Source organism: Thermobacillus xylanilyticus, assembly GCF_907165215.1.
Taxonomy (GTDB): Bacteria; Bacillota; Bacilli; order Paenibacillales; family Paenibacillaceae; genus Thermobacillus; species Thermobacillus xylanilyticus.
Genome location: NZ_CAJRAY010000053.1, coordinates 1 through 23,854, shown reverse-complemented (window position 1 = coordinate 23,854; position 23,854 = coordinate 1). Strand labels below are relative to the sequence as shown.

Genomic DNA, 23,854 nt, shown 5'->3' with positions numbered 1-23,854 from the left:
CCATCTGCGCGGACGTCCGCTTTCCGCTATCCCGCTCACCACTTGCGAAGCACCACCAGATCAAACAATGTGAACGCAAACAGGACGACGCTCAGCGTGCCGTTCATCGAGAAAAAGGCGATGTTGACGCGGCTCAGGTCTTCCGGCTTGACCAGCATATGCTGGTACGCCAGAATGCCGAGCGAGATCAGGGCGCCAGCCAGGTAGCCGAAGCTGAGATCCGTCATCCAGAACAGCGTGAGAAACCCGAAGGCCGGGACGATATGGAAGAGCCGCGCGATGAGCAGCGCGTTCCGGACGCCGAAACGGGCCGGAATCGAATGCAGCTTCGCCTCCCGGTCGTACTCCGCATCCTGGCAGGCGTAAACGATATCGAAACCCGCGATCCAGAAGGCGACGGACACATACAACAGATAGGCCGCCGGGCTCGCTTCTCCCGTAACCGCCAGCCAGCCTCCAAGGGGACCGAGCGCAATCGTGAACCCGAGGAACAGATGGCAGAGCCAGGTGAATCGTTTGGTATAATGATAAAATACCAGTGCGAAAACGGCGATCGGCAGCAGCTTGACGACCAGCGGATTCAGCCGGAACGCCGCGAGGAACAGCAGCGCGAACGATACGATGATGAAGACGACCACTTCGCGGATGCCGAGCAGTCCGGCGGGGATGGCGCGGCCCGCCGTACGCGGATTGCGCGCGTCGATCGCCCGGTCGATCAGCCGGTTGAGCCCCATGGCCGCGCTGCGCGCGCCGACCATCGCGATGGTGACCCAGCCGATCTCGCTCCAGGTCGGAAGCCGGTCCAGCATCATGACGGCGCCGAGGATGGCGCCGACGAACGCGAAGGGTAGCGCGAAGAGCGAATGTTCAAACTTGATCATCTCGAGGAAAATGCGTATCTTGCGAATCATGCCTTTCCGCCCCGTTTCACGCCGATATGCAGTGCGGCCACGCCGCCCGACAGCGGGTAAGCCTGCACCTCCACAAGCCCGACCTCGCGGAAAATCTCCGCCAGTTCATGCCTTCCGGGGAATTGGGACAGCGATTCGGGCAGCCATTTGTACTGCTGGTAGCGGCTGGCGAATATTTTCCCCAGGAGGGGCATCAAATGCTGAAAATAGAGATCGTACAACGCCTTGAACGGCTGCCAGGTCGGCTTCGAGGCATCCAGGCTGACGACCAGCCCGCCGGGCTTCACGACGCGGGTCATCTCCCGCAGCACCTGGCGAAGATCCGGCACGTTCCGGAGCCCGAATCCGATCGTCGCGTAATCGAACGCGTTGTCCTCGAACGGGAGCGCCATTGCGTTCCCGTGATGCAGTTCGATCCGGCCGGCCAGCCCGGACTGTTCAACCTTGCGACGGCCGATCTCCAGCATCGCTTCGCTGAAATCCAGCCCGACGACGCGGGCGGCTCCGGCCCGGGCCAGCGCGATCGTCCAATCGCACGTGCCGCAGCACAGATCGACGGCCGACGTGCCGGGCCTGACGCTCATGCGCCGCATCGCGAACGCGCGCCACGCCTTGTGGCGGCGGAAGCTGATGATGTCGTTCATCTTGTCATACTTCGGCGCGATGCTCTGGAACACTTCGTGAACGTACTGTTCCTTCATCTTGCCTTCCAAGTCCTTCACCTCGTCTCGTTCGTCACGGCGTGCTGCAAGGCAAAGGATGGATGCAGCTTTCTGCCGATCTGCGCCAGTTCCGCCGCCAGCTTGTCCGAGTCCAGAAGCCGGAGAACGGCCTGCACCTGCGCAATGGACTGGCGGAGCAATTCGGTCAGCTGGGCGCGCAGGTTGTATTTGGCGATCAACTGACGGATCAGCCCTTCTTCCCGGGGATGCTGCGCAAGCTGCCGGCGCTCGTCCTCGGTGCCGTCCTGCATGATGCGCCAGTATCCCCAGCTGCCTTCAAACTGACCGGGCGATTCCACACGTTCGAGTTCGTTCAGTACGACCTCGCAGCGGGTAAACCCGCGCAACAGATCCGGATAGAGCGCCGACAAGCGCTCGTCCAGCAGGCTGCCGAACAGTTCGAAGAGACCGGTCTTGAGCTCGGTGTGGATGCCGATGTATTCATCGGCCGTCACCTTGCGCTGCTTCATGCGCGTATAGAGGTTCATCTTCAACCGGTTGACCTCGCACACCGCGTTGCTGATCCGCCGGACCATCTCGATCTGTCCGGCCTGCGACAGCAGATGGTAAAACCGGCTGCTGAAGTAATTGCCTGCAAGCACCAGAATCTGGCGGGCGCGCATCTCACGCTCCGGACGTTTGCCGGAGTGATTGTCCACCAGGTCATGCGTGTCCAGGCCGAGCTGAACGAGCCAGACGACGAGGGCGTAAAGCTCGCTCCGCTCGGAGGGGTGCTTGCCGCTCGCAAGCAGCGTATACAACAAACGAGCCCGGGAATCCGGGAATGCGGGCAATTCGGTATGCTTGCGGATCATGTCGTACTCGACATATTTCTTCGCGATTTCGGGAATGCGGTAAGCGTTCATCCATTATGCCTCCGGGCCGCGGCCGGCGTTTCATGCCGCGCCTTGGCCGTATAAATTCGAAACCTATTATAGCACATTGTGAAGCCGAACACATCCGAAGGACACACAGCTGTCACGAATCCGGCGCCGCGCGGCCGAATCGTTCGTTCCAGCGGCTTGTCGCCGTCAGCCTGAGCCGTTTGCGCCAGACCGCGTCGCGGCCCAGATCCGCGTCTTTGAGCCCGGTCCATTGCTCCGCAATCCAGGGGTCGGATCGGCGGACGTCGGCTGCAAGCAGCAGCCTGCCCCGGCCGGCGGCTGACCCGGCTTCATTTTCTTCGAAACGGACGAGCAGGCGCTGAACGTTCGTCGTGTGACCGAACGCCTGCAGAATCAATTCCTTCAAGTCCGAGAAAACGGCTTCCGCCGCCGCGTCATCGTCCCGAACCGCAAAATCGACGGACAGTACGGATCCGGACCAATGCACCCGCTTAATCTTCTGTCCGAATTCGGCCGAAGCCAGCAGATCGACCACATTGTTGCTGTCCAGCCGGACGGATCGATCCTGGCGAAATACCGCCAAATGCCGTCCATCGGGCTGCACGGCTTCCGGTTGCAGCACCGCAAGCAGCAAGGCTACGGCGGCCGCGCAGCAGGCTGCGGCAGCCAGCGCTCTCCAGGCAGCTGATTTCATCCCGATCCCTCCGCCATTCGCTTCTTGCCGGGATGTCCCCGCCTGTATAGTGTACAAACAAAAAAAACAGGCTATGCCTGCTTTCTCCGCCGCAGCCGCGAGGGACCGCGCCGTTCAGGTTTATTGATCCGTCTCGATCGTGCCGTACTTCGTCAGAATCGTCGCCTTGCCCCGGACTTTGATCGCGGACGTATGCTCGGTGAACTGCGCAATCAGCACTTCGCCCTTGTCAAGTTTCTCGGTGTGATGAAACTTCGTGTTCTGACCCCGGGTAAGTCCGATGACAACGACGCCCTGATCCTTCGCCTTGATGACCACGTAATCCGCCATGCTCGTGTCCATTCCATCGCCTCCGGCGTCTTCGTGCGCGTCGGCCGGTGCCGTGCGCCGGCAAGCCAAGCGGCTTGCGCCGTCCTTCCGGGAGGGCGCACCGCTTGCGCTGTGAAGATATTGTCGTTGTACAAAGAAAACTGCTTCCTGCCTTGCGGAAGCAGTTCCTCTTCGAGAAGAAATGGTCGGGTGTACCGGATTTGAACTGGCGACCTCTACCACCCCAAGGTAGCGCTCTACCAAGCTGAGCTAACACCCGACAAACGCAAAGATGATTCTAATCGATCGCCGGCCCGCTGTCAATAGCCGGCGTGCACAAAAATGATATCGTCCGAATGGACGCGCCATCCGGACGATCACGGCATCAGGGGGCTGCTTACTCCCCGACCATTTCCTTCAGCGACTTGCCAGGTTTGAAGGCGGGCGTCTTGCTGGCGGCGATTTCGATCGGTTCGCCCGTCTGCGGATTGCGGCCTTTGCGTGCAGAACGTTCGCGGACTTCGAAATTGCCGAAACCGACAAGCTGCACCTTTTCTCCGTTTTGCAGAGCTTCGGCAATCGCGTCAAATACGGCATCGACCGCCTTGGCAGCGTCTTTCTTGGACAGTTCGGTAATCTCGGCTACTTTGTTGACGAGTTCGGATTTGTTCATCGCATTCACCTCCCCTGGCTGCGGCTGACCGTTTTTCTATCATACTGTTTAACCGTTCCAAGCCAATTTATACCTTTGACCGCACAATTTCTATACTAATACAGGGCATTCCGATTTTCAAGTAGAAACCGGGCGCCGGGCGCGGCGGTTCAGGCATTCCCCGGTCATTGACGTCCTGATCGCATCCTTTCGTCCGAACGTGAAAAAAGCGCGCCGTTTCAAGCGCGCTTCCCCGGTTCAGAGAATGATGGCAATCAGGCCGCCGGAACCTTCGTTGATGATGCGGCCGAGCGTCTCCTGCAGTTTGTAGCGCGCATTGTCCGGCATCATCGCGATTTTGCCCTGGATTCCTTCGCGCACAATGGAATGCAGCGACCGGCCGAAAATGTCCGATTCCCAAATCTTGATCGGATCGTTCTCGAAATCTTGCATCAGATAGCGCACCAGTTCCTCGCTCTGCTTCTCCGTGCCGATAATCGGCGCGAATTCCGACTCGACATCGACGCGGATCATATGGATCGAAGGCGCCGTGGCTTTGAGCCGGACGCCGAACCGGGAACCCTGGCGGATCAGTTCCGGCTCGTCAAGCGACATCTCGGACAATGTCGGAGCGGCAATGCCGTATCCCGTCGTCTTCACCATTTCGAGCGCTTCCGCGAACCGGTCGTATTCTTTCTTGGCGTGCGCGAATTCCTGCATCAGCTGCAGCAGATGGTCTTTCCCGCGGATCTCGACGCCGACGACTTCCGTCAGGATCTGATCGTACAGCTCATCAGGCGCATACAGATCGATCTCCGCCACGCCCTGGCCCAGGTTCATGCCGCTGAGGCCGGCGCGCGCGATGAAGTCGTACTCGAGGAATTGCTGCACGACCCGGTCGACATCGCGAAGCCGCCGGATGTCCTGCACCGTGTCGCGGACCGACTGCTCGTAGCTCGTTCTGAGCCAGTGGTTCTCGTTCAGCACCATGACCCAGCTCGGGAGATTGACATTGACTTCGTGCACCGGGAATTCGTAGAGTGCTTCACGCAGTACGGACAGGACGTCTTCTTCGCCCATCGTGGCCGCGCTGAGCGCCATGACCGGGATATCGTATTTCGCCTGCAGCTCGCTGCGAAGGGCTTGCGTTTCGATGGAATTCGGCCGCGTCGAGTTGACGATCATGACGAACGGCTTCCCGACATCCTTCAGTTCCTGCACGATCCGCTCTTCCGCTTCCAGATAGGCGCTGCGCGGAATTTCGGCGATCGTGCCGTCCGTCGTCACGACGATGCCGATCGTGGAATGTTCCTGGATCACTTTCCGCGTGCCGATTTCGGCCGCTTCCTGGAACGGGATCGGGTCATCGAACCAGGGCGTCGTAATCATGCGCGGCCCGTTCTCGTCCTCGTATCCTTTGGCCCCGTCCACCGCATACCCGACGCAATCGACGAGCCGAACGTTCACTTCCAGTCCTTCGGATACGCGGATCTGCACGGCCTGGTTCGGGACGAATTTCGGCTCGGTCGTCATGATGGTCCGCCCGGCGGCGCTCTGGGGCAGCTCGTCGATCGCGCGGATCCGGTCCGCCTCGCTGGTGATGTTCGGCAGCACGACCGTCTCCATGAACCGTTTGATAAAGGTCGATTTGCCGGTGCGGACGGCCCCGACGACGCCGAGGTAGACGTCTCCGCCCGTGCGTTCGGCGATGTCCTTGAAAATGTCGACTTTTTCCACTCGATATCCCCTCCATTCGATTTTCCGAGAACACGGAGTGCGTCCGGGCGCACCGCCGGCAGCGCGGGACCTCGGATTCGTCGGCGCCCGGCCGGACCATCGCCGTGCTCCTTGAGCCGCCCGTCGCCGCCGATCGCACCTCTCCGCGCCGCACCGGACCGGGAGCATGGCCGGCCCGGCATCGTCCGGCGTCCGCTGTTCGAACCGTATTGGACTGGTATCATCCTATTACAGACACGTCCCGAATATGACCCCGTCCGAGAATTTGTCAGCACGGCGGCCGCATGCTTTCCTCTGCTGGTATATGACGTGAAATGATCGTCTATGACTGTTAAAAATTAAGAAAGGCGGAGCCTCATGCTCCGCCTTTCGCACAGGAACAACCTTTATTCAGGGTATCGGGCCGTCGGGTCGCCGTCGATCCAATGATAGACGGGAGATTTGACCGGAACGAACAGCGTCTCCCGCGTCAGCAGCTCGCGCAGGTCCGCATCCGGGTCCGGCGCGGTGCCGCTGCTTTCGACCAGCCGCCGCACGTCGATGCCGTAATCGGCGAAGACGGCGCCGCTGTCATGGACGAGCACCGTGATCGGATGGCCGCTGAAGACGCTGCGGATATCCGGTTTTCTGCCGCCCAGCTTGTCGAAATCGAGCGCGGCGAACGACGGATAGACCGGCTCTCCGGCCGGCAGAGCGCCGCCGTTGGACGACCTGTATTCATCCACGCGGCTCTGGAGATCGTTCAGCTGCTGCAGGACGGCGATGTTCATCAGTCTGACGATCGGTTCCGTCTCTTCGTCCAGCACGAGAAAATAATAGTTTCCGCCTTTCTCGTAGGCCGCCGCCGGCAAGTCCGACAAATAGCCGGTCCGCTTGAGCTTGGCCAGATCAACGACATATTTCTCGTATCGGGGCGTTTCCGGACCCGCGTTCTTGATCGGCAAGAGCCCCGTGTCCCTGCGGTAGTCGTCCACCGCCGCCTGCACGAGCCTAACCGCGTCGCGCGGCGGCATGCGGTTCTGGGCAAGCTGGTCTTTCGGATACAGGCAGCCGGTCAGCAATACGGAAATGATGAGCAAGGCGGCCGGGACGCGGAACCAGGCGCCCGGTCGCCGTCTGACGAACCTTGTCATGATTCGCAGCCCGCCCTTTCCTTCCGATGTCTCGCCGCTGCGGACAGCAGCGATTCCACCTCTGCAATCGCCTCGGGAGTGAAGCGGCTATCAGCCGTCAAGGCGCGGAAAGCTCGCAAATGACGGTCCGGATCCGCGGCGATGGCGTCCGCGGCCAGCTCCAGACGGTCCCTTCGCCCGCGCAGCCAGTTGAACCACAGCTCATGCGCGAGCGGGACGATGGCCGCGCCGGTGCCGCAAGGCTCCAGCGTGCGGCGCTCCGCTTCCGGCAGCAGAATGTCCCGCACGCGCACCTCGTACCGGCAGCCGCGGTCTTCGACGACGAATCCGCCGACAAGCTCCACGTGGACGTCTTCAATGCGATAATGGCTCAAAATGGACTCATAGCGCTCCGTCACACTGCGGACCGGTCGATCGACCGCCCAGACGCTCAAGGCCTCGTGCATCGCCTCCGCATCCGTCGGATCCGCGTACAGATCAAGATCGCGCGGCGGCGCCGGCAGCGGCAGCCCGCGCAGCATCAATCCGGCGCTGCCGCCGACCACCCAGGCAACGCCGGTTCCGTCCAGCCGTTCCGCGATCCGGCACAGCGCCCGTTCGATCCGGGACTCATGATCCATGGCGCTCACTCCGCGGTCAGAAATACGGGCGGTTCACGACGCGGATCTCTCCGGCCCCCGCCCGCACGACAGCCTGGCAGGCGAGCCGGTAGCCTTCGTCGAATTCTTCCGGCTCCAGCCTGTCCCATTCGGCGTCCGTAATGTCTTCCAGCCATTCCGCTCCCGCCTCGACCCTGCACCGGCAGCGGGCGCAGGTGCCGCGCGTGCAGGAGAATCCCCAGTCAACGCCGGCCTTGAGCGCGTGCTCCAACAGGGAAAGCCCTGCTTCGGCAGGGACGGAAGCTTCCTTCGTTCTTCCGCGCAAATAAATCATGATTTCATGCTCCTTATGTACATTACAGAATGGAGATCAGTCCGAGCAAAAAGCCGATCATCAGCAGAAGGAAAGCGATCAGTGAAAGAACGCCCCGCACAAATCCCTTCGTCTTGAGTCGCGCGAACGTAATCGCGACGGCCGACAGCGCCATCAACCCGATTCCGATCAGCGAGACCCACATTTTCGTCATGGCATCCATGTCCGTTATCGTCTCCAGTTTCGCATAAAGTTCCTGAACATTATACCATCGGTGCGGCGATACAAGCAAAAACGGCCGGCACCCCGCCGCGGAGGGATGCCGGCTGCCCCGGTTTTGCGCTCACCTGCGGATCATCGTGCGGATGAGCGACTCCAGCTGCTCCATATTCATGCCGCTTTTGCGGACCGCGTTCACGATATCGTTCACCGTATCCTCCGATACGGGCACGTTCGCAACCGCCGACACCTGTTTGATCAAGCGGCGCAGCTCGGCTTCGTTCTGGAACGTCTTCGCCGTCACGCTGCCGGCCAGCTTCTTCACCTGCTGCTCGCTGATCGGCTTGCCGGTCTTCTTCTTTACGACGTTCAGGACGTCTTTGGACAAGTTCTTGCCGCTCATAGCTCCCCTCCTCCGTTGTGCTGAATGCATCATATGCGGAGTCGGGACACATGGTGCGGCCTTGTTCCATTCGCGTCATCCGCGGACGAGAAACGTTCGCAGCTGAGCCTTCACTCGGCTTCCAGCCAGGCTTTCGCCACTTCTTCGCTTTCGTGCGTCCGGACGCGGCCCATCAGCGCTTCCACCGCCGCCTTCGGCGGCTTTCCTTCGAACAATACGGCATGCAGCTGCTCGGTGATCGGCATCGGCACGCCGTACCGGCGGCTGAGCGCATAGGCGGCACGCGTCGTGCCGACGCCCTCGACGGCCATGCCCATCGATGCAAGCACTTCGTCCAGGCTCATGCCGCCGGCAAGCATCGAACCGGCGCGCCAATTGCGGCTGTGCCGGCTCGTGCACGTCACGACCAGATCGCCCACGCCGGCGAGCCCGGCGAACGTCAGGAGCTGGGCGCCCATCGCCTGGCCGAGACGTCCGATCTCCGCAAGACCGCGCGTAATCAGGGCGGCCTTGGCGTTGTCCCCGTATCCGAGGCCGTCGGACAGCCCGGCGCCGAGCGCGATGATGTTCTTGATCGCGCCGGCGACTTCCACGCCGATGACATCCGGATTCGTATAAACGCGGAAATAGGCGTTCATGAAATAGTCCTGCACCGCTTCCGCCGCTTCCTTCGACATCGATGCGGCGACGACCGTCGTCGGACAGCGCCGGACGACTTCCTCCGCGTGGCTCGGTCCCGACAGCACGACGATGGAAGACTCCGGCCGCGCGAGCTCTTCGGCGAGAATGGTGCTGATCCGTTTAAGTGTATCGCGCTCGAACCCTTTGACGGCATGGACGACATAGGCATTCTGCGGGATGCAGCCGGCCGCCTTTCTCGCCACTTCCCTTACCGAGGATGAAGTCGCGGCGAACACGACGATGTCCGCGCCGATCAGCGCCTCGGCCATGTCCGTCACGGCCCGTATCCGTTCATGCAATACAACGTTCGGCAGATAGGTGCTGTTCGTATGATGCCGGTTGATCTCGTCCGCCTGTTCCGCCCGCCTTGTCCATACTGTCACGTCGCAGCCGTTGTCGGCAAGGACGGTCGCAAGAGCCGTTCCCCAGCTCCCGGCGACGAGTACGGCAGCGCGCTTATTTTTCATTCGGCACTCCTTTCCCGGCTCCGAGCTTGTGTTCCTGCCCCCGAACCAGTTTCACGATATTCGTGCGATGCCGGATGAATGCATAGACGCAGATCAGCAGACTGACCCAGAACAGCTCATAAGGCATGGACAAAACAAGAATGAAAACCGGCAAAAGGGCGGCAAAGATCAGCGAGCCGAGCGAAACATACCGCGTAATGGCGATTGCGGCGATCGCGATGATGCCGGCAAGGAGCGCAGGCCAGAACGCAAGCGTCGCCATGACGCCGATCGTCGTGGCAATGCCTTTGCCGCCCTTGAAGCGGAACCAGATCGGCCAGTTGTGGCCGGTGATCGCAGCCGCACCGCACAGGATCGGCACCCAGATCTCGCCCTCGCCCAGCCATTGCCCGATCAGAACCGCGGCAATTCCCTTGGCCACGTCGAGCAGGAAGACGGCTGCCGCCGGGCCTTTCCCGAGCACGCGCAGCGTGTTCGTCGCGCCCGCGTTTCCGCTGCCGTGCTGCCGGATGTCAATGCCCTTGACCCAGCGCGCGATCAGGATGCTGAAGGATACCGAGCCAAGCAAGTAACTCGCCGCGACTGCAATAATCGATGCCAACAACCAGACTTCCCCCTAATCCTCGTCAGACTTCTTGCGCACAATGATGCGGAGCGGCGTGCCTTCGAACGCGAACGCCTCCCGGATCTTGTTCTCCAGATAACGCGAGTAGGAGAAATGCATCAGTTCGGGATCGTTGACGAAAAGCACAATCGTCGGCGGCTTGACCGCAACCTGGGTCGCATAGTTGATGCGAAGCCGTTTGCCTTTGTCCGTCGGCGGCGGATTGACCGCGACGGCGTCGGCGACAATATCGTTCAAGAGATGCGTCTGCACCCGCATCGCATGCTGTTCGGCCACATGTTCGACGACGGGCAGCAGCCTGTGCAGCCGTTGCTTCGTCTTGGCCGACAGGAACACGATCGGCGCGTAGGACATGAATTGGAACTGGTCGCGGATGCGCAGTTCGAACTGCCGCATCGTCTTGTCGTCCTTCTCCACGGCATCCCATTTGTTCACAACGAGCACCGAGGCCTTGCCCGCTTCGTGGGCATAGCCGGCAATATGTTTGTCCTGCTCGATGATGCCTTCTTCCGCGTTGATCAGCACCAGCACGACGTCGGATCGCTCGATCGCTTTAAGCGACCGAAGCACGCTGTATTTCTCCGTCGTCTCGTAAATTTTGCCCCGCTTGCGCATGCCGGCGGTGTCGATCAACACGAACTTCCGCCCGTCTTTCTCGAACGGCGTGTCGATCGCATCGCGCGTCGTGCCCGCCACGTCGCTGACGATGACGCGTTCTTCGCCCAGGATGGCGTTTACCAGCGATGACTTGCCGACATTCGGGCGTCCGATGAGCGCCACCCGGATCACATCATCGTCGTACTCCTCTTCCGAAGGTTCAGGCAGCGCTTCGACAACCCGGTCGAGCAGATCGCTGATGCCGGTGCCGTGCGATCCGGAAATCGCGATCGGATCCCCGAAACCAAGGCTGTAAAATTCGTAAATGGAGTCGATTCTCCCGGGGTTGTCGACCTTGTTCACCGCGACGACGACCGGTTTGCCCGAGCGGAACAGCAAGCGCGCAACCTCTTCGTCGGCATGGGTAAGCCCCGCTTTGCCGTCGACCATGAACACGATCGTATCGGCTTCGTCGATGGCCAGTTCGGCCTGCGCCCGCACCGAGCGCATGATCTCGTCTCCGGCGTCGATCTCGATGCCGCCGGTGTCCACAATGCTGAACGTCTTTCCGTTCCATTCGCTTGTACCATATATGCGGTCGCGGGTTACGCCGGGCTTGTCTTCCACGATGGCAAGCCGATCACCGATGATGCGGTTGAAAATGGTGGACTTGCCGACATTGGGCCGCCCGACGATCGCGACAACGGGTCTTGCCATCCTTGCCCACTCCTTGATCATCATTCGACCAGCATTCAGCGATCGGAAAAACTGCACTTAACTTATACAATATACCATAGAAACGCCTTCATCCGGAAATGGATCATTCGGCACCGCGGTTCGCGTGCGGCCGCAGACGGCCGGCCAGCGCCGCGGCGCCGCGCGCAAGCACCGTAACCGCCCGCGCCGCCGAGAGCGATGCGAGAAATCCGTCCAGCCATGCCCATCCGCCGTCCGCGGCGGGAACAGCCCATTCGGCCGCGATCGCCGCGGCAGCGACGGCCGCGAATTGCGCCCGGAAATGTCCCGCCGAGGCAGCGGCGAGTAAGCCGGCCGCCAACGGCCCGTCCAGCTGAGCGTCCCAGAGAATGAAGACCGGATCGGCCGCATACAGCTTCCTCAGCCATATCCAGGCGATGCTTCCGAGCACGGCGCCGGCGAGCGCCTGAAGGCGCTTGCCTGGCTCGGCCTTCCGCAGCAAGGCGCAGGCGCCGAAGACCGCCAGCCATTGCGGCAGCGCCGACCCGGCCAACCCGGTCCATACGCCGGCAAACCCGCATGCGGCCAGCAGCGCAGCGGCCAGCACGGCTGCGCGAAGGGGCGGGACATCATCGAGGAGCTGCTTCTTCCATCCGGTCGCGAGCAATATGCCGGCCGTTACCATCACCCAGGCCGCCGTCCAACCAGCATTCACCGGCTATCCCTCCTCGCCCTATTATGCGCCGGAAGGCCGCATACGTTGCGGGCGACGGAAGAGCCGCAAAGAGGGCCGCCCCCGCACGGATCGGCGATCCGGTGAAGACGGCCCCACTGTCGACGTCGGGTTTATTTAAGTTTGCTGAGTTTGTCGCCGAAACGTTCGCCGAGCGTGAAGCTCAGGTTCTCTTTCGGGATGGATTCAACCTGATCGCGGCCGCCTCTGTTCCGCTCCGAACGGGACGGCTGCTCCGGCGCTTCCTCGGTCTCCTTGATGCTGAGCGAGATCCGCTTCTCGGCCGGGTTGAAGTCGAGCACCTTCGCTTTCACTTCCTGGCCTTCCTTCAGCACTTCATGCGGCGTCGCGATATGGCGATGCGCGATCTGCGAGATGTGAACGAGGCCTTCCACACCGGGCGCCACTTCGACGAACGCGCCGAAGCTGACGATGCGCTTCACGGTGCCGGTGACGATGTCGCCGTTGTGGAACTTGTCAGCCGCAAGCTCCCACGGACCGGGCTGCGCCGCTTTGATGCTCAGGCTGATCTTGCCTGCTTCGGGATCGACCTTCAGCACTTTCACTTTCACTTGCTGTCCTTCGGAGACGACGTCGCGCGGATGGGCGACATGTTCCCAGGCCAGCTCCGAAACGTGCACCAGACCGTCGATGCCGCCGATGTCGACGAACGCTCCGAACGGCGTCAGGCGCTGCACGGTGCCTTCAATGATCTGACCCGGCTCAAGCGATTCCATGATGCGACGCTTGTTCGCTTCGTACTCTTCTTCGAGCACTTCCTTGGCCGACAGGATGACCTTGTTCGTCTCCCGGTCAAGCTCCTTGATTTTGACGCGCAGCGTGCGGCCTTTGTAGCTGCTGAAATCTTCGACGTAATGGCGCTCGACCATCGATGCCGGAATGAAGCCGCGGACGCCCACGTCGGCGACGAGACCGCCTTTGACAACATCGGCAACCGTCACTTCGAGCACTTCGCCTTTCTCGAATTGCTCCTGCAGCCGATCCCATGCCTTCTCGGCATCGACCTGGCGTTTCGAGAGGACGAGGCGCTCCTTGTCATCGTCGATGCTGATGACCTTGAGCTCGAGTTCCTGGCCGACCTGCACGGCATCCGCCGCGTTGTCAAGTTGAACTGCCGACAGCTCCCGAAGCGGAATGACACCGTCATATTTATATCCAAGGCTTACATAAGCCTGGTTGTCCTCGATCTTGATGACCGTGCCTTTCACAATATCGCCTTTCTTCAGGGTGACCATCTGATCCAGATTTTGCTCCGTAATGGTCTCCGCCGCGGTTTCGGCTTGAGTTTCCGCTGCCGCGGTTTCCAGGTTTTTCGTTTCTTCTGACATGGACACTAACCTCCTCGATTCTGCCCCAACTTTATTTAAACCCGCCGGCCGCCGTTGAAACGGCCGGCGCATTTAAAACGAATGAATGATTCATCTGCCTATCCGACTTGCAACTCGCGGATGCGTTGCATGATGAGCTCGGTCGCCTGATCCAGCGCTTCGCCGTCCGTACTGTCGGCATACGGCGAAAGGTCGATCGGCGGCCCGTAGATGACGTGCGTCCTTCGGAACAGCCGGTAGCCGCCGATGATTCGGCACGGCACGACCGTCGCTCCGCTCCGGATCGCGAGCAACGCGGCTCCGCGTTTGGCGGAGGAAGCGTCCGAATTGCGTGTTCCTTCAGGAAACATGAGGATCGCATGACCATCCCGCAGCAGCTGCAGAGACGTCTTGATCGCCTCTTTGCTGACGCCGCCCCGCTTGACGGGAAATGCCCCGAGCGCCGTAATGAGCGCGGCAAACGGTTTGAATTTGAACAACTCCGACTTGGCCATGTAGTGGAGGCGCCGCGGCACGTAGATGCCGAGCGTCGGCGGGTCCAGCACGCTGATATGGTTCGAGCATATCAGCACGCCGCCTTCCCGGGGCACGTTCTCCACGCCGTGGGCTTTCAGCCGGAACAGCACTGTGTAGAGGGTCCGCAGCACCACACGGGCGATCTCATAGAAATTCATGGTCTGCCCGCCTCCGCGATCGAGCGTCCGGCGAGCGCGGCGATGCGTTCCGCCGCTTCTTCGGCCGTAAGCGTCGTCGTATCCAGAACGATCGCGTCATCGGCTTTGACGAGCGGGGAGATTTCCCGGCTTGCGTCCTGCCGGTCCCGTTCGGCAATCTCCGCTTCAAGCATCTCCAGCGTCATCCCCTGCGCCCGCCCGCTTTCCTCGTACCGTCTTCGCGCACGCTCCTGCACGCTTGCCGTAAGAAAGATTTTGAGTTCCGCGTCGGGCAGCACGTGGGTGCCGATATCACGGCCGTCCATGACAACGCCGCCTTCCCGGGCCATGGCGCGCTGCAGTTCCACCAGTCTGGCCCGCACGGCGGGCACTGCCGCATAGGCCGGAACAGCCGAAGTCACTTCGCGGGACCGGATCTCGTCCGTCACGTCCTCGCCGTTCAGACGGACGCGCTGCGCGGCAGCGCCCGGTTCCAGCCGGATGTCCAGCTCCGACACCAGTTTTTCAAGCTCGCCCGTCATCCCGGGCTCGACGCCCGCGCGAAGCGCGGCCAGCGCAACCGCCCGATACATCGCGCCCGTGTCGATGTAAACATAACCGAATCTGCCGGCTACCAGACGGGCAACCGTGCTCTTGCCGGCTCCCGCCGGACCGTCAATGGCAATCGCGATGCGCCGCGGACTGCTGTCCTGCGCAATGTTCGTCAGCGTAGACCCCTCCAGCGACCATCATGAAAAAAGCAGGCACGGCCTGCCAAACGCGAAAATTATACCACATACCGCAGCAGGATGCAAAATTATCTGTCCCCGCGCGGCACGCCTTCGAGGCGTTCCGTCTTTGACAGAAACGGCCGTATGCCGTCGATATGCAACGCCGTCTGCGCCGCGGCAACGAGCGCGAGCAGCACGGCGATGATGACGGCCAGCCGCATGCAAATCCTGTCCGCAGCGGCCGTCCACACCCTGCGGCCGCTCCGACCCGCCTTCCGCCTATCCATCCGCCGCACCTCCTTCCCGGCTAAGGATTCCCGGATATTGGGAATCCGATGCGCGGCGGACGGACGCACGTCAACGTTTGCGGAATTCGAGCTGGCGCTCGAAACAGTATCGGATAATTTTCTGTCGTTCGCTGTCCGTGATCTCGATGAACTTGGCCATGACCCGGTTCCGGCCGGACTCGAGCTTCTTCACCCGCACGACTTCCGGCTTGAAGAAAGCGTGCTCGATCGTCCCGTTCTTGTAGGGCAGCAGCAGCCAGCACTCCATGACGTCGCCGGCGTTGAGCTCCCGTTCGGGGTCCGTGACAAATGAGATGCCTCCCCCGCCGATGTCGTCCGTGTAGGCCAGAAATCGGACCTGGTTCGCCAGCTTGACGGCCAGCTCCAGCGCCGCCGGGACGCGGAGAAAGCTTCTCCGCTGCATTTTCCGGATCGATTGGGGATCCGGTCTGCGAACGGCGACAAGCTGGATGACATCGCCGCGGAAACCGAGCACGTGCGTGTTGAAATAATGCTTCACGCCGCCTTCCGTCAGGTAGTAAGCCGATAGTTCGTCCCCGGGAAACAGCCGTTTGAACCGGCCTGTCTGTTCCTCGAGCGGCACCTCGATGTACAGAGTATCGTCCTGAACGTCAGCGATGCGCGATTTATACACGGCCTTCGCTTCTTCTTCATCCGAAGATGCCACCTGCAAATACAGGAACGTATTGACTTTCGGCTCCAATTCGGTCTTCCCCCCCATTACAAGAAATTATATCATGGGAAGAAAGACACAACCAGCAGGAATTGCGGCTTGAAATGCGTTTTATCCGGCCTGCGCCGCCTCACGCCCCGCTCCGGCGTCTTCTGCCGTCTGATATCGTTCGATTTTCTCCTCCACCCCGTTTTCCGCGTTGATGTAGATTTTGTACCGCCCGCCGTTGATCCGCCCGGCGAATTCGTGGCAGAGCACTTCTTCGTCCAGATCGTTCTTGATGACGGCGAGCTGCGACCGTTCCACCCGGAATTCCGGATTCAGCTTTGTCCGCGCCGCCGCCTCGTCAACCGCCGGCTTCGGCAATTTCCGCTCTTTGTGCTCGTAGACATAATCCGCCGCCTGAAGCCCGATCACTTCGCCGCGGTCGAGCGCCACCTTGACCGTCAGCTTCTCGGGATAGATGACCGCACCGTCCTGAACCGGCGCATAGGTCAGGTTCACCGCGTTGTCATAAGGATCGACCGCGATCGCCTTCATTTCCGGATAGCCCCGTTCCTTCAGAAATTCGCGCGCCGCCCGCTCGGCATCGTCCAGGCTGACGGCCCGCTGATTCCCGATCTCACGCGGGTTCATGTACCAGATCAGCTCTCCGCCCCGCGTCGTGAAGTCCATCTGAATCACGCCGTCCCCCGTGTTTACGGTGGCGGAATAGACGGCATATTCCGTGCCCCGCGCATTTTCCGTCACCTGAACGGCCGACGGGTCGTCAAGGCCGAGCAGCTTGGCGGCTTTTTTCCGCACGTCGTCGGCGGACACGGGCTTGCCCGACAGGATATCGACCGTCCGTTTGCGATACATGGCGGCCACCGGACGTCCCCAATCCAGCTCGGCGTATTTGGCGATCTTGTTGTCCACCGTCTTGAAGCCGTCGATGATCGCATTGTCCCGCGGCGAATCTTCGGAAGCGAGCGCCAGCTCGACATCCATCCAGCGCAGGTTGTCGGCCAGCACCTTCTGCTGCACCGCGTGCAAATCTTTGGCGATATCTTCAGCCGACTGATACAACGATTTCAGCGTTGCGAGCTCCTGTTCGGTCAGCGGCTGCTTCGTCAGATCGCGAATCGCCGTCTTGTACGAAAAATTGGCGATCCGCGACAGAAATTCCTCGGTCCGGTTGAACGGCAGCAACGTAAGCGGCAGCTGGTTGACTTCGCTCTGCGCCTGGCTCGTGATGCGCCAGATGTTGATCAAGCCCTTGCGCTGGTAGGAATGCGAAGACGCATTTACCGCAAGCGTATTGCCCAGCTGCTCGTGCAGCTGGTCGATATGCGCGTTGAGGTCGTGGAAAGCGCGTTGATACTGGTTCTCCGCCTTGATGAGCAGACTGTTCTTCTCCTGGTGCTCCCTGTATCCCCAGAAGGCCGTGCCCGCAAGCAGAACGGCGAAGACAGGGAACAGCACCGCGCTGAGACGCGTATACATAAGACAAAGCTCCTTTCGCTGGCAAACTTGGCGTTAGTTTGCTTGGGCGGAAGGAGCTTTATGCACCGCTGACGATCACTCCCAGTGCTCGTCGATCTCGAAATCCTCGGTATTGTCGCACAGGCACTGGCGGAAGCCGGTGTCGATCCGGCCTTTGTCCCGCCTGCCGCGAAGGATGAATTTCTCGCCGCACCGCCTGCAGCGGATGCGCACTTTCACCCGGTTCGATGCCGCCGTCGTCACTTGCGCTACCCGTCCTTTCTTGTCTTCTTAACCCATTATGGACGGATCCGCTGCATTTTAATCTCGTCTTCGCGCGGAATGGAGCGGAAAGGCGACCGGTCGTTGGCGCGCCTGATTTTCAGTCCGCCCCGGAACCACAGATAGGCCATGAGCGGCACCATCAGCAGCATCCAATATTGCTTGAACACGAGCAGAATATAATCGAACGCGCCATGCCAGAATAACGGTATCAGGAATGATGCGGCGAGATACCTGCCCGATCTCGCGCTTGCGAACTTCGCCTTGCCGATATAATAGCCCATCAGCACCCCGAACAGCGCATGGCCGGACACGGGCAGCAGCGCCCGCAGGAGAAGCGATCCGAACGAAGCGGGCAGAAGCAGCGCGTAAAGCACGTTTTCAAGTGTGGCAAACCCGAGCGAGACGGCGGCGGCGTAGACGATGCCGTCGTAGGGCTCGTCGAATTCGGTGTGGTTGTAGATCATATGGTAGAGCACGAACCATTTCATCGCTTCCTCGATGCCCGCGGAGACGAGGAAGGCCTGCACGAACGGAGACTCGCCGAGTTCGAGCGTAAGGCCGCGCTGGATGACGGCAATGGGAAGCACGATGAGCGCGCCGATGATGAACATCCGCGCGACCATGTGAATCGGTTCGGCATCATACCGGTCTTTCAGATAGAAATAGGCGAGCAGCGCGATGCCCGGGGCGACGGCCGCCGTGAGCATCGACAACAACCACATGCGGCCATCCCTCCCTTCTCCGGGGCGCTGCCGCCCCGCACAGCCCGCATGAATGACAGAAGCGCGCCCGAAAGCGGACCTTGCGCCTCGGATGCGCTTCAATATCGGACAGCCGGTCGACAAGATCAGAACCGCTCGTTGATCTCTTTCACGGCATCGGATGCGAAGATGACTTTGCCGTATTCTTCAAGCACGGCTTCCGTCACGGACGCCGCCTCGCCGTATTCGGCGAGAACCGCGGTGATCGCCTGATAACGGGACTGCTCGACTCCGGACGAATCGAAAGCCAGCAGGTACAGACCCTTGTAGGCATAGAGCTTGCCGCCGATTTCCGGACCGGCTGCGGCAAGCCTGCGCGCCGCGGCGACGACGTCTTCGAAATCCCGGAACGCATAGAGGATCGTATCGCTGATCTCCAGCGTCAGTTCCATCTCGTATAATTCGTCGTCGTGTTCCCGCTCGTCATCATCTGCATATCCGTGATGATCGACGTCTCCGCTGCCTCGGGTGACGATGACAACCATCCCTTGCGCCGGAAGGCCGATCACTTCGACCGCCAGGGGACCGTTCGCTTCAAATCCCAGTTCACTGTAAGCCTGGTCCATCATTTCGCTGAACAGTTCGTGCACCTTGGGAATTTCGCGCCACAAGTCCTCCTTCTGGATCCCCCGTTCAAGGAGGTCGTCCAACGTCAGGAAGATGCGGATCTTGTCCTGACTGAGCCGCTCAATCTTCATGATGGCTCTCCCCCTCTGCAGCATCGTACATTTCTGCCCTGCGACCCTGCCGGACGAACCCATGTCCACAGGCAAGATCTTGCTTCTATGTTATCATGGATGCCGGCGAAATGCACTAGGAAACGAGGAAGAAAGCAAACCCAATTCCCCGGGAAAGCAAAAAACGGGCGGCGGACCAGCGGAACAACGGAATGTATCCGTGCCGCGGCCGTTTCGGAGAATCCTGCCCGCTTTGAAATCGGTCAATTTTCGCAAGATATTCGCATATGTTCGCTGTTGTACGGGGACGCCCGCCCGTACCGCCGCCCGGCGGGGCTCGCGTGCCGCCTGTGCAACGCGGCCGGCCCCGCCCGGACGAGCTGCGCGGTCAAGCCGCAAGCCTCAATGCGGTTTGTCTTGTTCAGACGCCGCATCGCCGGCTTCGGCCAGGATCCGCTCCGCTTCGTGTTTCACGCGGGCATCCGCGTTGATCAACGAACGGATCGTGTTCCATGACGAACCGGATTCGGCTTTGCCGGCATCATGCTCGCCGCCGCGCTCCTCAGCGCCGAACCGGCGGTTCAGAACCTGCTCGATCATTTTGTGTTTCGCGCCGGTCATCAGTTGGTCCGCCCTGCGGATGAACCATTCGACCGAACCCGGTTTTTTGCGGGACAGAATGATGCCGGCCGCGATGCCGATCAGGCCGCCCGCCACAAATCCGCGCATGCGCATTCGCGGGTCCCTCCTCGTGTGTCAGATGGATTGCGTACCTAGTGTTGCCCGCGCCAATGACGACAATCCGGGTCAAAATCAGGAAGCCCGGGTCGTGGATGGACGGGCTGCCCCGTGTTAAAATGTTGGCGACACCCAAGGAGGCGATGACGATGCGAAAACCGGCGCTCGCGCTTGCGGCCGCGATGCTGCTGATGACATCCTGCGGACAGGGAGCGGATATCCGGATGGACGGCTCCGGCTCTGACGACACCGGCGCGGCGAATGAAACGTCGCGGCCGGAAGCGGTAAACACGGCGGACAGCGAAGCCGGCGAATCCGGCGAAAGCGAAGATCCCGGTTCGCCCCAAGAAGAAACCGAAGCCGATGGCGATGATGAAACCGCGGCAGTTCCCGCCGCTCCGCAATACCGGATGAACGGCGCGTACCGTTTCGAACCGATCGACGAATCGGCAAATTCGAAGGTGGTGCTGCTGACGTTCGACGACGGGCCCAAGGATCGGGCGATCCTGGAACAGATGCTGGATGCGTTGGACAACCACCAGGCGAAAGCGGTCTTCTTCGTGAACGGCTACCGCGCGGTGAAGCAGCCCGAACTGCTCGAGCTGATCCATGAACGGGGCCATACGATCGGCAATCATTCCTGGGACCACATCGACCTGAAGAAAGAAAATGAAGAGACCGTGCGCGACCAGATCGGCCGCGTCCAGCAGCTGGTGGAGGAGACGATCGGCGAGACGCCGAAGATGTTCCGGCCGCCGTTCGGATCGGGCGGCGACTATGTCAGGGGCATCGCGGAGGAATTCGGACTGCTCTACACAACCTGGTCGAACGGATCGCTCGATTGGGATTCCAGCACGAAGAACAAGCCGGATGCCGTAATCGAGAACGTGCTGGACCAGCTCCATTCCGGGGCCAACATTCTGATGCACGAGCTGCCCTGGACCGCGGAAGCGCTCGATAAGCTGCTCGGAAAGATCGAGGAGGCGGGATACGGCTTCCTCGATCCGGCGCTCATCGAGATTCCGGAGCCCGCGCCGGCGGACGGCGAAGGGACCGGAGCGTGAACAGATGGGCTTCCGCCGGCGCCGACAGGCGCAGCGGAAGATGCGATGTGCCATAGCCGCAGCTGACGAACAGCCGGGGGCGCCCTGCGCCTCCGGTTGTTTTGTGCCGCGGCAGCGGCCGCCAGCCGCGCAGATAGCGAAGATGGCCGCGGGCAAGCGGCCCGATAAGCGGAAGGACGATCTGGCCGCCGTGCGTATGCCCGGCAAGGATGAGATCCGTTCGGCGCGCGTCCTCGGCCGTCATCCGCTCGACGATGAGCGGATCATGGGCCAGCAGGATGGTGAAGGCCGGCTGGCGGCCGGGGCGGGTCCGGCCGCTCAGCGCGGCGCGGACATCGTCCCGCCCCGCGCTCAGATCATCCACGCCGGCCAGACGAATCGCCTGACCGTCCCTTTCAATGATGCGCGATTCGTTCCGAAGCAGGCCGACCCGTTCTTCCCGAAGCAGTTCGGCAAGCGCTTCGGCATCCTCGTCATAATCGTGGTTGCCGAACACCATGAACACCGGCGCGATGCCGGACAGAAGCCTGACATTCGCTCGCACCCGTTCAGCCGGCACGCCGCCCTCCGTCAGATCGCCGCCGATCAGCACGAGATCCGCGCCTCCCGCTTCCGCGGCAAGGCGGATCAGCGACGGATGGACGGTCCGCCGGTGAATGTCGCTGATGAAGAAAATCCGGTAACCGTCAAATTCCGCGGGAAGCCGCGTCAGCACAACCTCTTCCCGGCGCAGCCGCACACGGAACGCTTCCCGCACCATGACGGCCCCGAGCGCTGAGCAGGCGGCAGCCGCCGCGGCGCACCATGCGATCACGCACCAGTCCTCCTTCCCCGCCGAAAGACTCCCGGCAGTCTTGCTTCATTCTCCGGACAATTCGCGCCCGTACAGGAACAGCGCCGTCATCAGCGCCAAGAACAGCACGATGAGCGCATTGTAGAACCAACGCGCCGTCTGATATTTGTTCGACGGAAATTTCACCCGGCGCGGCGGCAGCGGCGTCCCTTCCGTCTGCTCTTCGTCCGCACGGCGGCCATCCTGCGGCGATTGCACGACGGAAGATGAACGGGAGCGCCGCCTGGACAACGGAAATTCGTCTTGTTGTTCCTTCATGATTCCCTCCGAAACCGAATCATCAGACCGCCCGCGGCGTCGATCAGAAAATGCGCGGCGATCGGCGCCCATAGCGTGCCGGTCTCGATATAGATCCATCCGAGCCCGTAGCTGGTCAGGAAGACGAGGCCCGTCGGAATCCAGTGCTTCAGATAGCGGACATGGATCGCCGCGAACACGATGCTGGTCCAGTACGGACCGAGATGATGCTGCACCGCCCCGCGGAACAGCATCTCTTCGCATAACGCGGCCGTCGCCGAGATCAGCAGAATATGCCAGACCGGCCGGCCGCGGAACAGCCTGTCATTGACGCCGCCGTCATCCGCCGCTTCCTCGGGCATCCAGCGTTCCGCGGCAAGATTGACCAGGAGAGCAGCGGCCGCAAGTCCGGCGCCCCAATAAAGAAATTGCAGGCCATCCGGCCAAGCCAGAAGCGAAATCGGATTTTGCCCCTGAAAAATCAGCCAGGCCGTTCCGATAATAAGCATAAGGGCTTGCGTCGCGTACAGATTGACCAGCAGCAGACGGTCATCCAGATCCTGGACGGTGACGCGCCGCAGCTTGAAGTTTCTCAGGTTGAATTTTTTCATCGTTCGACCGCATATTTCCTTTTTCGAAGATTTCCCCTATACTGGAGAGCGTTTGACTCTATCATACATCGTATGAAGGAGACTGTCATGGAGAAGCGATTGCCACGGACGGAATTGCTGTTCAGCCTCGGATTTCTTTTCATGCTTGCTGTAGCCGTCGCCACCTTCTTGCTGGGCATGAAGATCGGGACGGAAAGGACCGAAGCGCGGTATGCGCCGAAACTTTCGGAGACGTTGCCGCCCGGCGCTGCGTCCTACCAGCAGCAGGATCTCTTGTCGTATTACTATACGGTCTACCAGCCGTTTCGTTCCTTCACCGGCGAATGGATCCGGGAGACGGCAAGCATGAAAGCCGGACAGACGCCGGATCCGGCCAAGCGGCTCAAATCGCTGGCTGCGTTCGCGAACGACCGTTACAAGGAAGCGGAGCGCGCGGACATTCCGTCGTCCTCCCCGCTGCTCGCCGATGCGCAGACGAATGTGCTGAAGAGCCTGAAACTTTTCTCGGAGACGTTCAGCCGTCATGCGAACGGCGCGGCCGCGGATGCCCAGACCGTCATCCGCCGGATCGGCGAAGACGCGGTCTACCGGCAAGCCCTCGATTATGCGCTGCTGGCGGAGAAGCAATATTATGACGCCATGGTCAAGTGGGGAGCCTCCCTCGATCCCGATCTTCCGGACCAGGCGCCGAACGGCTCCGGCATGACGCTCGAAACGTGGAACAGCCAGCCGCTCCTGATCAAGAACGCGATTGCGGCCGGACTGCTCAAGAAACGCCGGGTGCTGCCGGACTATTATCCGCAGGATCTGGCCGCACGGGTCGATCATTTCTTCGATTCCGGCCAGGCGGCGGGCTTCGGGATCTCGTCCGTGGATCGTGCCGTGGACATCCTGCTTCGTACGGAAGCCGTCCGAAGCGGCGACTTCCTGGAGAAACGGACCGTCTACGGCGGCGGGGAACTGCTCCCGCAGATTCCGATGTTCAGCGGAAACTGAGAAGTCTTCCGGCCTTACGCAGATTGTTGCTGAAATTTTCATATTTAAGCAACAATGACAATGTCAATCGTCTGTGAAAATGTCACCTTAACTCGTCTGTGAAAATGTCACTTTTTGA

Annotated in this window: 31 protein-coding genes and 1 tRNA gene; 2 read left to right on the top strand and 30 right to left on the bottom strand. The window is 61.0% G+C overall.

The window, feature by feature from the left end:
* Positions 1-35: 35 nt before the first annotated feature.
* The 27 genes from KJQ12_RS11230 to KJQ12_RS11100 form a co-directional block, all read right to left on the bottom strand.
* On the bottom strand, positions 36-911 hold the full coding sequence (locus tag KJQ12_RS11230) for a UbiA-like polyprenyltransferase (protein WP_213484741.1): 876 nt from the start codon (positions 909-911) through the stop codon (positions 36-38).
* Positions 908-1,612: a demethylmenaquinone methyltransferase gene (locus tag KJQ12_RS11225; protein ID WP_213484748.1), complete on the bottom strand. Its 705-nt coding sequence runs from the start codon at positions 1,610-1,612 to the stop codon at positions 908-910. Before KJQ12_RS11225 ends, KJQ12_RS11230 begins: the two co-directional genes overlap by 4 nt.
* 17 nt (positions 1,613-1,629) lie before the next feature.
* Positions 1,630-2,499: a heptaprenyl diphosphate synthase component 1 gene (locus KJQ12_RS11220; protein ID WP_213484740.1), complete on the bottom strand. Its 870-nt coding sequence runs from the start codon at positions 2,497-2,499 to the stop codon at positions 1,630-1,632.
* Positions 2,500-2,611: 112 nt separating this feature from the next.
* Positions 2,612-3,172, bottom strand: a complete 561-nt coding sequence (locus tag KJQ12_RS11215; RefSeq protein WP_213484739.1) for a hypothetical protein — start codon at positions 3,170-3,172, stop codon at positions 2,612-2,614.
* Positions 3,173-3,292: 120 nt separating this feature from the next.
* Positions 3,293-3,514, bottom strand: a complete 222-nt coding sequence (mtrB, locus tag KJQ12_RS11210; RefSeq protein WP_015254741.1) for a trp RNA-binding attenuation protein MtrB — start codon at positions 3,512-3,514, stop codon at positions 3,293-3,295.
* 170 nt (positions 3,515-3,684) lie between these two features.
* A tRNA-Pro gene (locus KJQ12_RS11205) sits at positions 3,685-3,761 on the bottom strand.
* A gap of 117 nt (positions 3,762-3,878) precedes the next feature.
* Positions 3,879-4,154, bottom strand: a complete 276-nt coding sequence (locus KJQ12_RS11200) for an HU family DNA-binding protein (RefSeq protein ID WP_015254742.1) — start codon at positions 4,152-4,154, stop codon at positions 3,879-3,881.
* A 237-nt stretch (positions 4,155-4,391) separates the two neighbouring features.
* A complete protein-coding gene (gene spoIVA, locus KJQ12_RS11195) occupies positions 4,392-5,870 on the bottom strand; it encodes a stage IV sporulation protein A (protein WP_213484738.1) in 1,479 nt (492 codons plus the stop codon).
* A gap of 386 nt (positions 5,871-6,256) precedes the next feature.
* Positions 6,257-7,003 carry a hypothetical protein gene (locus tag KJQ12_RS11190; RefSeq protein WP_015254744.1) on the bottom strand — a complete coding sequence of 249 codons (747 nt, stop codon included), beginning with the start codon at positions 7,001-7,003 and terminating at the stop codon, positions 6,257-6,259.
* Entirely contained in the window at positions 7,000-7,623 is a 624-nt protein-coding gene (locus tag KJQ12_RS11185) for a nucleotidyltransferase domain-containing protein (RefSeq protein ID WP_015254745.1), read from the bottom strand. Before KJQ12_RS11185 ends, KJQ12_RS11190 begins: the two co-directional genes overlap by 4 nt.
* Positions 7,624-7,639: 16 nt before the next feature.
* On the bottom strand, positions 7,640-7,936 hold the full coding sequence (locus KJQ12_RS11180) for a 2Fe-2S iron-sulfur cluster-binding protein (RefSeq protein ID WP_015254746.1): 297 nt from the start codon (positions 7,934-7,936) through the stop codon (positions 7,640-7,642).
* A gap of 22 nt (positions 7,937-7,958) precedes the next feature.
* Positions 7,959-8,138: a DUF2768 family protein gene (locus KJQ12_RS11175; RefSeq protein WP_015254747.1), complete on the bottom strand. Its 180-nt coding sequence runs from the start codon at positions 8,136-8,138 to the stop codon at positions 7,959-7,961.
* A gap of 120 nt (positions 8,139-8,258) precedes the next feature.
* A complete protein-coding gene (locus tag KJQ12_RS11170; protein ID WP_015254748.1) occupies positions 8,259-8,537 on the bottom strand; it encodes a stage VI sporulation protein F in 279 nt (92 codons plus the stop codon).
* Positions 8,538-8,647: 110 nt separating this feature from the next.
* Positions 8,648-9,685, bottom strand: a complete 1,038-nt coding sequence (locus KJQ12_RS11165) for an NAD(P)H-dependent glycerol-3-phosphate dehydrogenase (RefSeq protein ID WP_213484737.1) — start codon at positions 9,683-9,685, stop codon at positions 8,648-8,650.
* Complete coding sequence (plsY, locus tag KJQ12_RS11160; protein ID WP_213484736.1) at positions 9,675-10,289, bottom strand: glycerol-3-phosphate 1-O-acyltransferase PlsY; 615 nt, start codon at positions 10,287-10,289, stop codon at positions 9,675-9,677. The genes KJQ12_RS11165 and plsY overlap by 11 nt, the downstream gene beginning before the upstream one ends.
* Before the next feature lie 12 nt (positions 10,290-10,301).
* Positions 10,302-11,624, bottom strand: a complete 1,323-nt coding sequence (der, locus tag KJQ12_RS11155) for a ribosome biogenesis GTPase Der (RefSeq protein ID WP_015254751.1) — start codon at positions 11,622-11,624, stop codon at positions 10,302-10,304.
* A gap of 103 nt (positions 11,625-11,727) precedes the next feature.
* Positions 11,728-12,318, bottom strand: a complete 591-nt coding sequence (locus KJQ12_RS11150; protein WP_213484735.1) for a hypothetical protein — start codon at positions 12,316-12,318, stop codon at positions 11,728-11,730.
* 131 nt (positions 12,319-12,449) lie between these two features.
* Positions 12,450-13,685 (bottom strand): 30S ribosomal protein S1, encoded by a 1,236-nt coding sequence (rpsA, locus tag KJQ12_RS11145; protein WP_213484734.1) that lies wholly within the window; start codon positions 13,683-13,685, stop codon positions 12,450-12,452.
* 98 nt (positions 13,686-13,783) lie between these two features.
* Complete coding sequence (locus KJQ12_RS11140; protein WP_213484733.1) at positions 13,784-14,359, bottom strand: lysophospholipid acyltransferase family protein; 576 nt, start codon at positions 14,357-14,359, stop codon at positions 13,784-13,786.
* Complete coding sequence (cmk, locus tag KJQ12_RS11135) at positions 14,356-15,066, bottom strand: (d)CMP kinase (RefSeq protein WP_213484747.1); 711 nt, start codon at positions 15,064-15,066, stop codon at positions 14,356-14,358. The genes KJQ12_RS11140 and cmk overlap by 4 nt, the downstream gene beginning before the upstream one ends.
* An 89-nt stretch (positions 15,067-15,155) precedes the next feature.
* Positions 15,156-15,356, bottom strand: a complete 201-nt coding sequence (locus KJQ12_RS11130; RefSeq protein WP_213484732.1) for a hypothetical protein — start codon at positions 15,354-15,356, stop codon at positions 15,156-15,158.
* Positions 15,357-15,426: 70 nt separating this feature from the next.
* The gene (locus KJQ12_RS11125; RefSeq protein WP_213484731.1) at positions 15,427-16,080 is read right to left on the bottom strand and encodes a flagellar brake protein; all 654 of its coding nucleotides are present in this window, start codon (positions 16,078-16,080) and stop codon (positions 15,427-15,429) included.
* A gap of 81 nt (positions 16,081-16,161) precedes the next feature.
* On the bottom strand, positions 16,162-17,535 hold the full coding sequence (ypeB, locus tag KJQ12_RS11120; RefSeq protein WP_213484730.1) for a germination protein YpeB: 1,374 nt from the start codon (positions 17,533-17,535) through the stop codon (positions 16,162-16,164).
* Positions 17,536-17,610: 75 nt separating this feature from the next.
* Positions 17,611-17,778, bottom strand: coding sequence for a hypothetical protein (locus KJQ12_RS11115; protein WP_213484729.1), 168 nt, complete (start codon positions 17,776-17,778; stop codon positions 17,611-17,613).
* 35 nt (positions 17,779-17,813) lie between these two features.
* Positions 17,814-18,521 (bottom strand): glutamic-type intramembrane protease PrsW, encoded by a 708-nt coding sequence (gene prsW / locus KJQ12_RS11110; RefSeq protein ID WP_213484728.1) that lies wholly within the window; start codon positions 18,519-18,521, stop codon positions 17,814-17,816.
* 125 nt (positions 18,522-18,646) lie between these two features.
* The gene (locus tag KJQ12_RS11105; protein ID WP_213484727.1) at positions 18,647-19,258 is read right to left on the bottom strand and encodes a genetic competence negative regulator; all 612 of its coding nucleotides are present in this window, start codon (positions 19,256-19,258) and stop codon (positions 18,647-18,649) included.
* 381 nt (positions 19,259-19,639) lie between these two features.
* Positions 19,640-19,972 carry a hypothetical protein gene (locus tag KJQ12_RS11100; protein WP_213484726.1) on the bottom strand — a complete coding sequence of 111 codons (333 nt, stop codon included), beginning with the start codon at positions 19,970-19,972 and terminating at the stop codon, positions 19,640-19,642.
* A 152-nt stretch (positions 19,973-20,124) separates the two neighbouring features.
* Here KJQ12_RS11100 and KJQ12_RS11095 point away from each other — a divergent pair, with 152 nt between their 5' ends.
* A complete protein-coding gene (locus tag KJQ12_RS11095) occupies positions 20,125-21,039 on the top strand; it encodes a polysaccharide deacetylase family protein (protein WP_213484725.1) in 915 nt (304 codons plus the stop codon).
* On the opposite strand, the gene KJQ12_RS11090 is transcribed toward KJQ12_RS11095, so the two are convergent.
* From KJQ12_RS11090 to KJQ12_RS11080, 3 genes are read right to left on the bottom strand one after another with little or no spacing between them, the layout of a single operon-like run.
* On the bottom strand, positions 20,987-21,853 hold the full coding sequence (locus KJQ12_RS11090) for a metallophosphoesterase (RefSeq protein WP_213484724.1): 867 nt from the start codon (positions 21,851-21,853) through the stop codon (positions 20,987-20,989). The two genes, KJQ12_RS11095 and KJQ12_RS11090, sit on opposite strands and share 53 nt — an antisense overlap.
* A 45-nt stretch (positions 21,854-21,898) precedes the next feature.
* Positions 21,899-22,150: a hypothetical protein gene (locus tag KJQ12_RS11085; RefSeq protein WP_213484723.1), complete on the bottom strand. Its 252-nt coding sequence runs from the start codon at positions 22,148-22,150 to the stop codon at positions 21,899-21,901.
* Positions 22,147-22,740 carry a CPBP family intramembrane glutamic endopeptidase gene (locus KJQ12_RS11080; protein ID WP_213484722.1) on the bottom strand — a complete coding sequence of 198 codons (594 nt, stop codon included), beginning with the start codon at positions 22,738-22,740 and terminating at the stop codon, positions 22,147-22,149. The genes KJQ12_RS11085 and KJQ12_RS11080 overlap by 4 nt, the downstream gene beginning before the upstream one ends.
* An 87-nt stretch (positions 22,741-22,827) precedes the next feature.
* On the opposite strand from KJQ12_RS11080, the gene KJQ12_RS11075 reads away from it, so the two are divergent.
* On the top strand, positions 22,828-23,736 hold the full coding sequence (locus KJQ12_RS11075; protein ID WP_213484721.1) for a hypothetical protein: 909 nt from the start codon (positions 22,828-22,830) through the stop codon (positions 23,734-23,736).
* Positions 23,737-23,854 lie beyond the last annotated feature (118 nt).

Bases quoted from the DNA above. Each gene is read 5' to 3' on its own strand.
- KJQ12_RS11220 (WP_213484740.1), bottom strand. From the start codon at position 2,499: ATGAACGCTTACCGCATTCCCGAAATCGCGAAGAAATATGTCGAGTAC.
- KJQ12_RS11175 (WP_015254747.1), bottom strand. From the start codon at position 8,138: ATGGATGCCATGACGAAAATGTGGGTCTCGCTGATCGGAATCGGGTTG.
- prsW (WP_213484728.1), bottom strand. From the start codon at position 18,521: ATGTGGTTGTTGTCGATGCTCACGGCGGCCGTCGCCCCGGGCATCGCG.
- KJQ12_RS11170 (WP_015254748.1), bottom strand. From the start codon at position 8,537: ATGAGCGGCAAGAACTTGTCCAAAGACGTCCTGAACGTCGTAAAGAAG.
- rpsA (WP_213484734.1), bottom strand. From the start codon at position 13,685: ATGTCAGAAGAAACGAAAAACCTGGAAACCGCGGCAGCGGAAACTCAA.
- KJQ12_RS11085 (WP_213484723.1), bottom strand. From the start codon at position 22,150: ATGAAGGAACAACAAGACGAATTTCCGTTGTCCAGGCGGCGCTCCCGT.
- KJQ12_RS11095 (WP_213484725.1), top strand. From the start codon at position 20,125: ATGCGAAAACCGGCGCTCGCGCTTGCGGCCGCGATGCTGCTGATGACA.
- KJQ12_RS11190 (WP_015254744.1), bottom strand. From the start codon at position 7,003: ATGACAAGGTTCGTCAGACGGCGACCGGGCGCCTGGTTCCGCGTCCCG.
- KJQ12_RS11165 (WP_213484737.1), bottom strand. From the start codon at position 9,685: ATGAAAAATAAGCGCGCTGCCGTACTCGTCGCCGGGAGCTGGGGAACG.
- KJQ12_RS11180 (WP_015254746.1), bottom strand. From the start codon at position 7,936: ATGATTTATTTGCGCGGAAGAACGAAGGAAGCTTCCGTCCCTGCCGAA.
- KJQ12_RS11130 (WP_213484732.1), bottom strand. From the start codon at position 15,356: ATGGATAGGCGGAAGGCGGGTCGGAGCGGCCGCAGGGTGTGGACGGCC.
- mtrB (WP_015254741.1), bottom strand. From the start codon at position 3,514: ATGGACACGAGCATGGCGGATTACGTGGTCATCAAGGCGAAGGATCAG.
- der (WP_015254751.1), bottom strand. From the start codon at position 11,624: ATGGCAAGACCCGTTGTCGCGATCGTCGGGCGGCCCAATGTCGGCAAG.
- KJQ12_RS11140 (WP_213484733.1), bottom strand. From the start codon at position 14,359: ATGAATTTCTATGAGATCGCCCGTGTGGTGCTGCGGACCCTCTACACA.
- KJQ12_RS11075 (WP_213484721.1), top strand. From the start codon at position 22,828: ATGGAGAAGCGATTGCCACGGACGGAATTGCTGTTCAGCCTCGGATTT.
- KJQ12_RS11105 (WP_213484727.1), bottom strand. From the start codon at position 19,258: ATGAAGATTGAGCGGCTCAGTCAGGACAAGATCCGCATCTTCCTGACG.
- KJQ12_RS11230 (WP_213484741.1), bottom strand. From the start codon at position 911: ATGATTCGCAAGATACGCATTTTCCTCGAGATGATCAAGTTTGAACAT.
- KJQ12_RS11100 (WP_213484726.1), bottom strand. From the start codon at position 19,972: ATGCGCATGCGCGGATTTGTGGCGGGCGGCCTGATCGGCATCGCGGCC.
- KJQ12_RS11225 (WP_213484748.1), bottom strand. From the start codon at position 1,612: ATGAAGGAACAGTACGTTCACGAAGTGTTCCAGAGCATCGCGCCGAAG.
- KJQ12_RS11215 (WP_213484739.1), bottom strand. From the start codon at position 3,172: ATGAAATCAGCTGCCTGGAGAGCGCTGGCTGCCGCAGCCTGCTGCGCG.
- KJQ12_RS11080 (WP_213484722.1), bottom strand. From the start codon at position 22,740: ATGAAAAAATTCAACCTGAGAAACTTCAAGCTGCGGCGCGTCACCGTC.
- ypeB (WP_213484730.1), bottom strand. From the start codon at position 17,535: ATGTATACGCGTCTCAGCGCGGTGCTGTTCCCTGTCTTCGCCGTTCTG.
- KJQ12_RS11200 (WP_015254742.1), bottom strand. From the start codon at position 4,154: ATGAACAAATCCGAACTCGTCAACAAAGTAGCCGAGATTACCGAACTG.
- KJQ12_RS11185 (WP_015254745.1), bottom strand. From the start codon at position 7,623: ATGGATCATGAGTCCCGGATCGAACGGGCGCTGTGCCGGATCGCGGAA.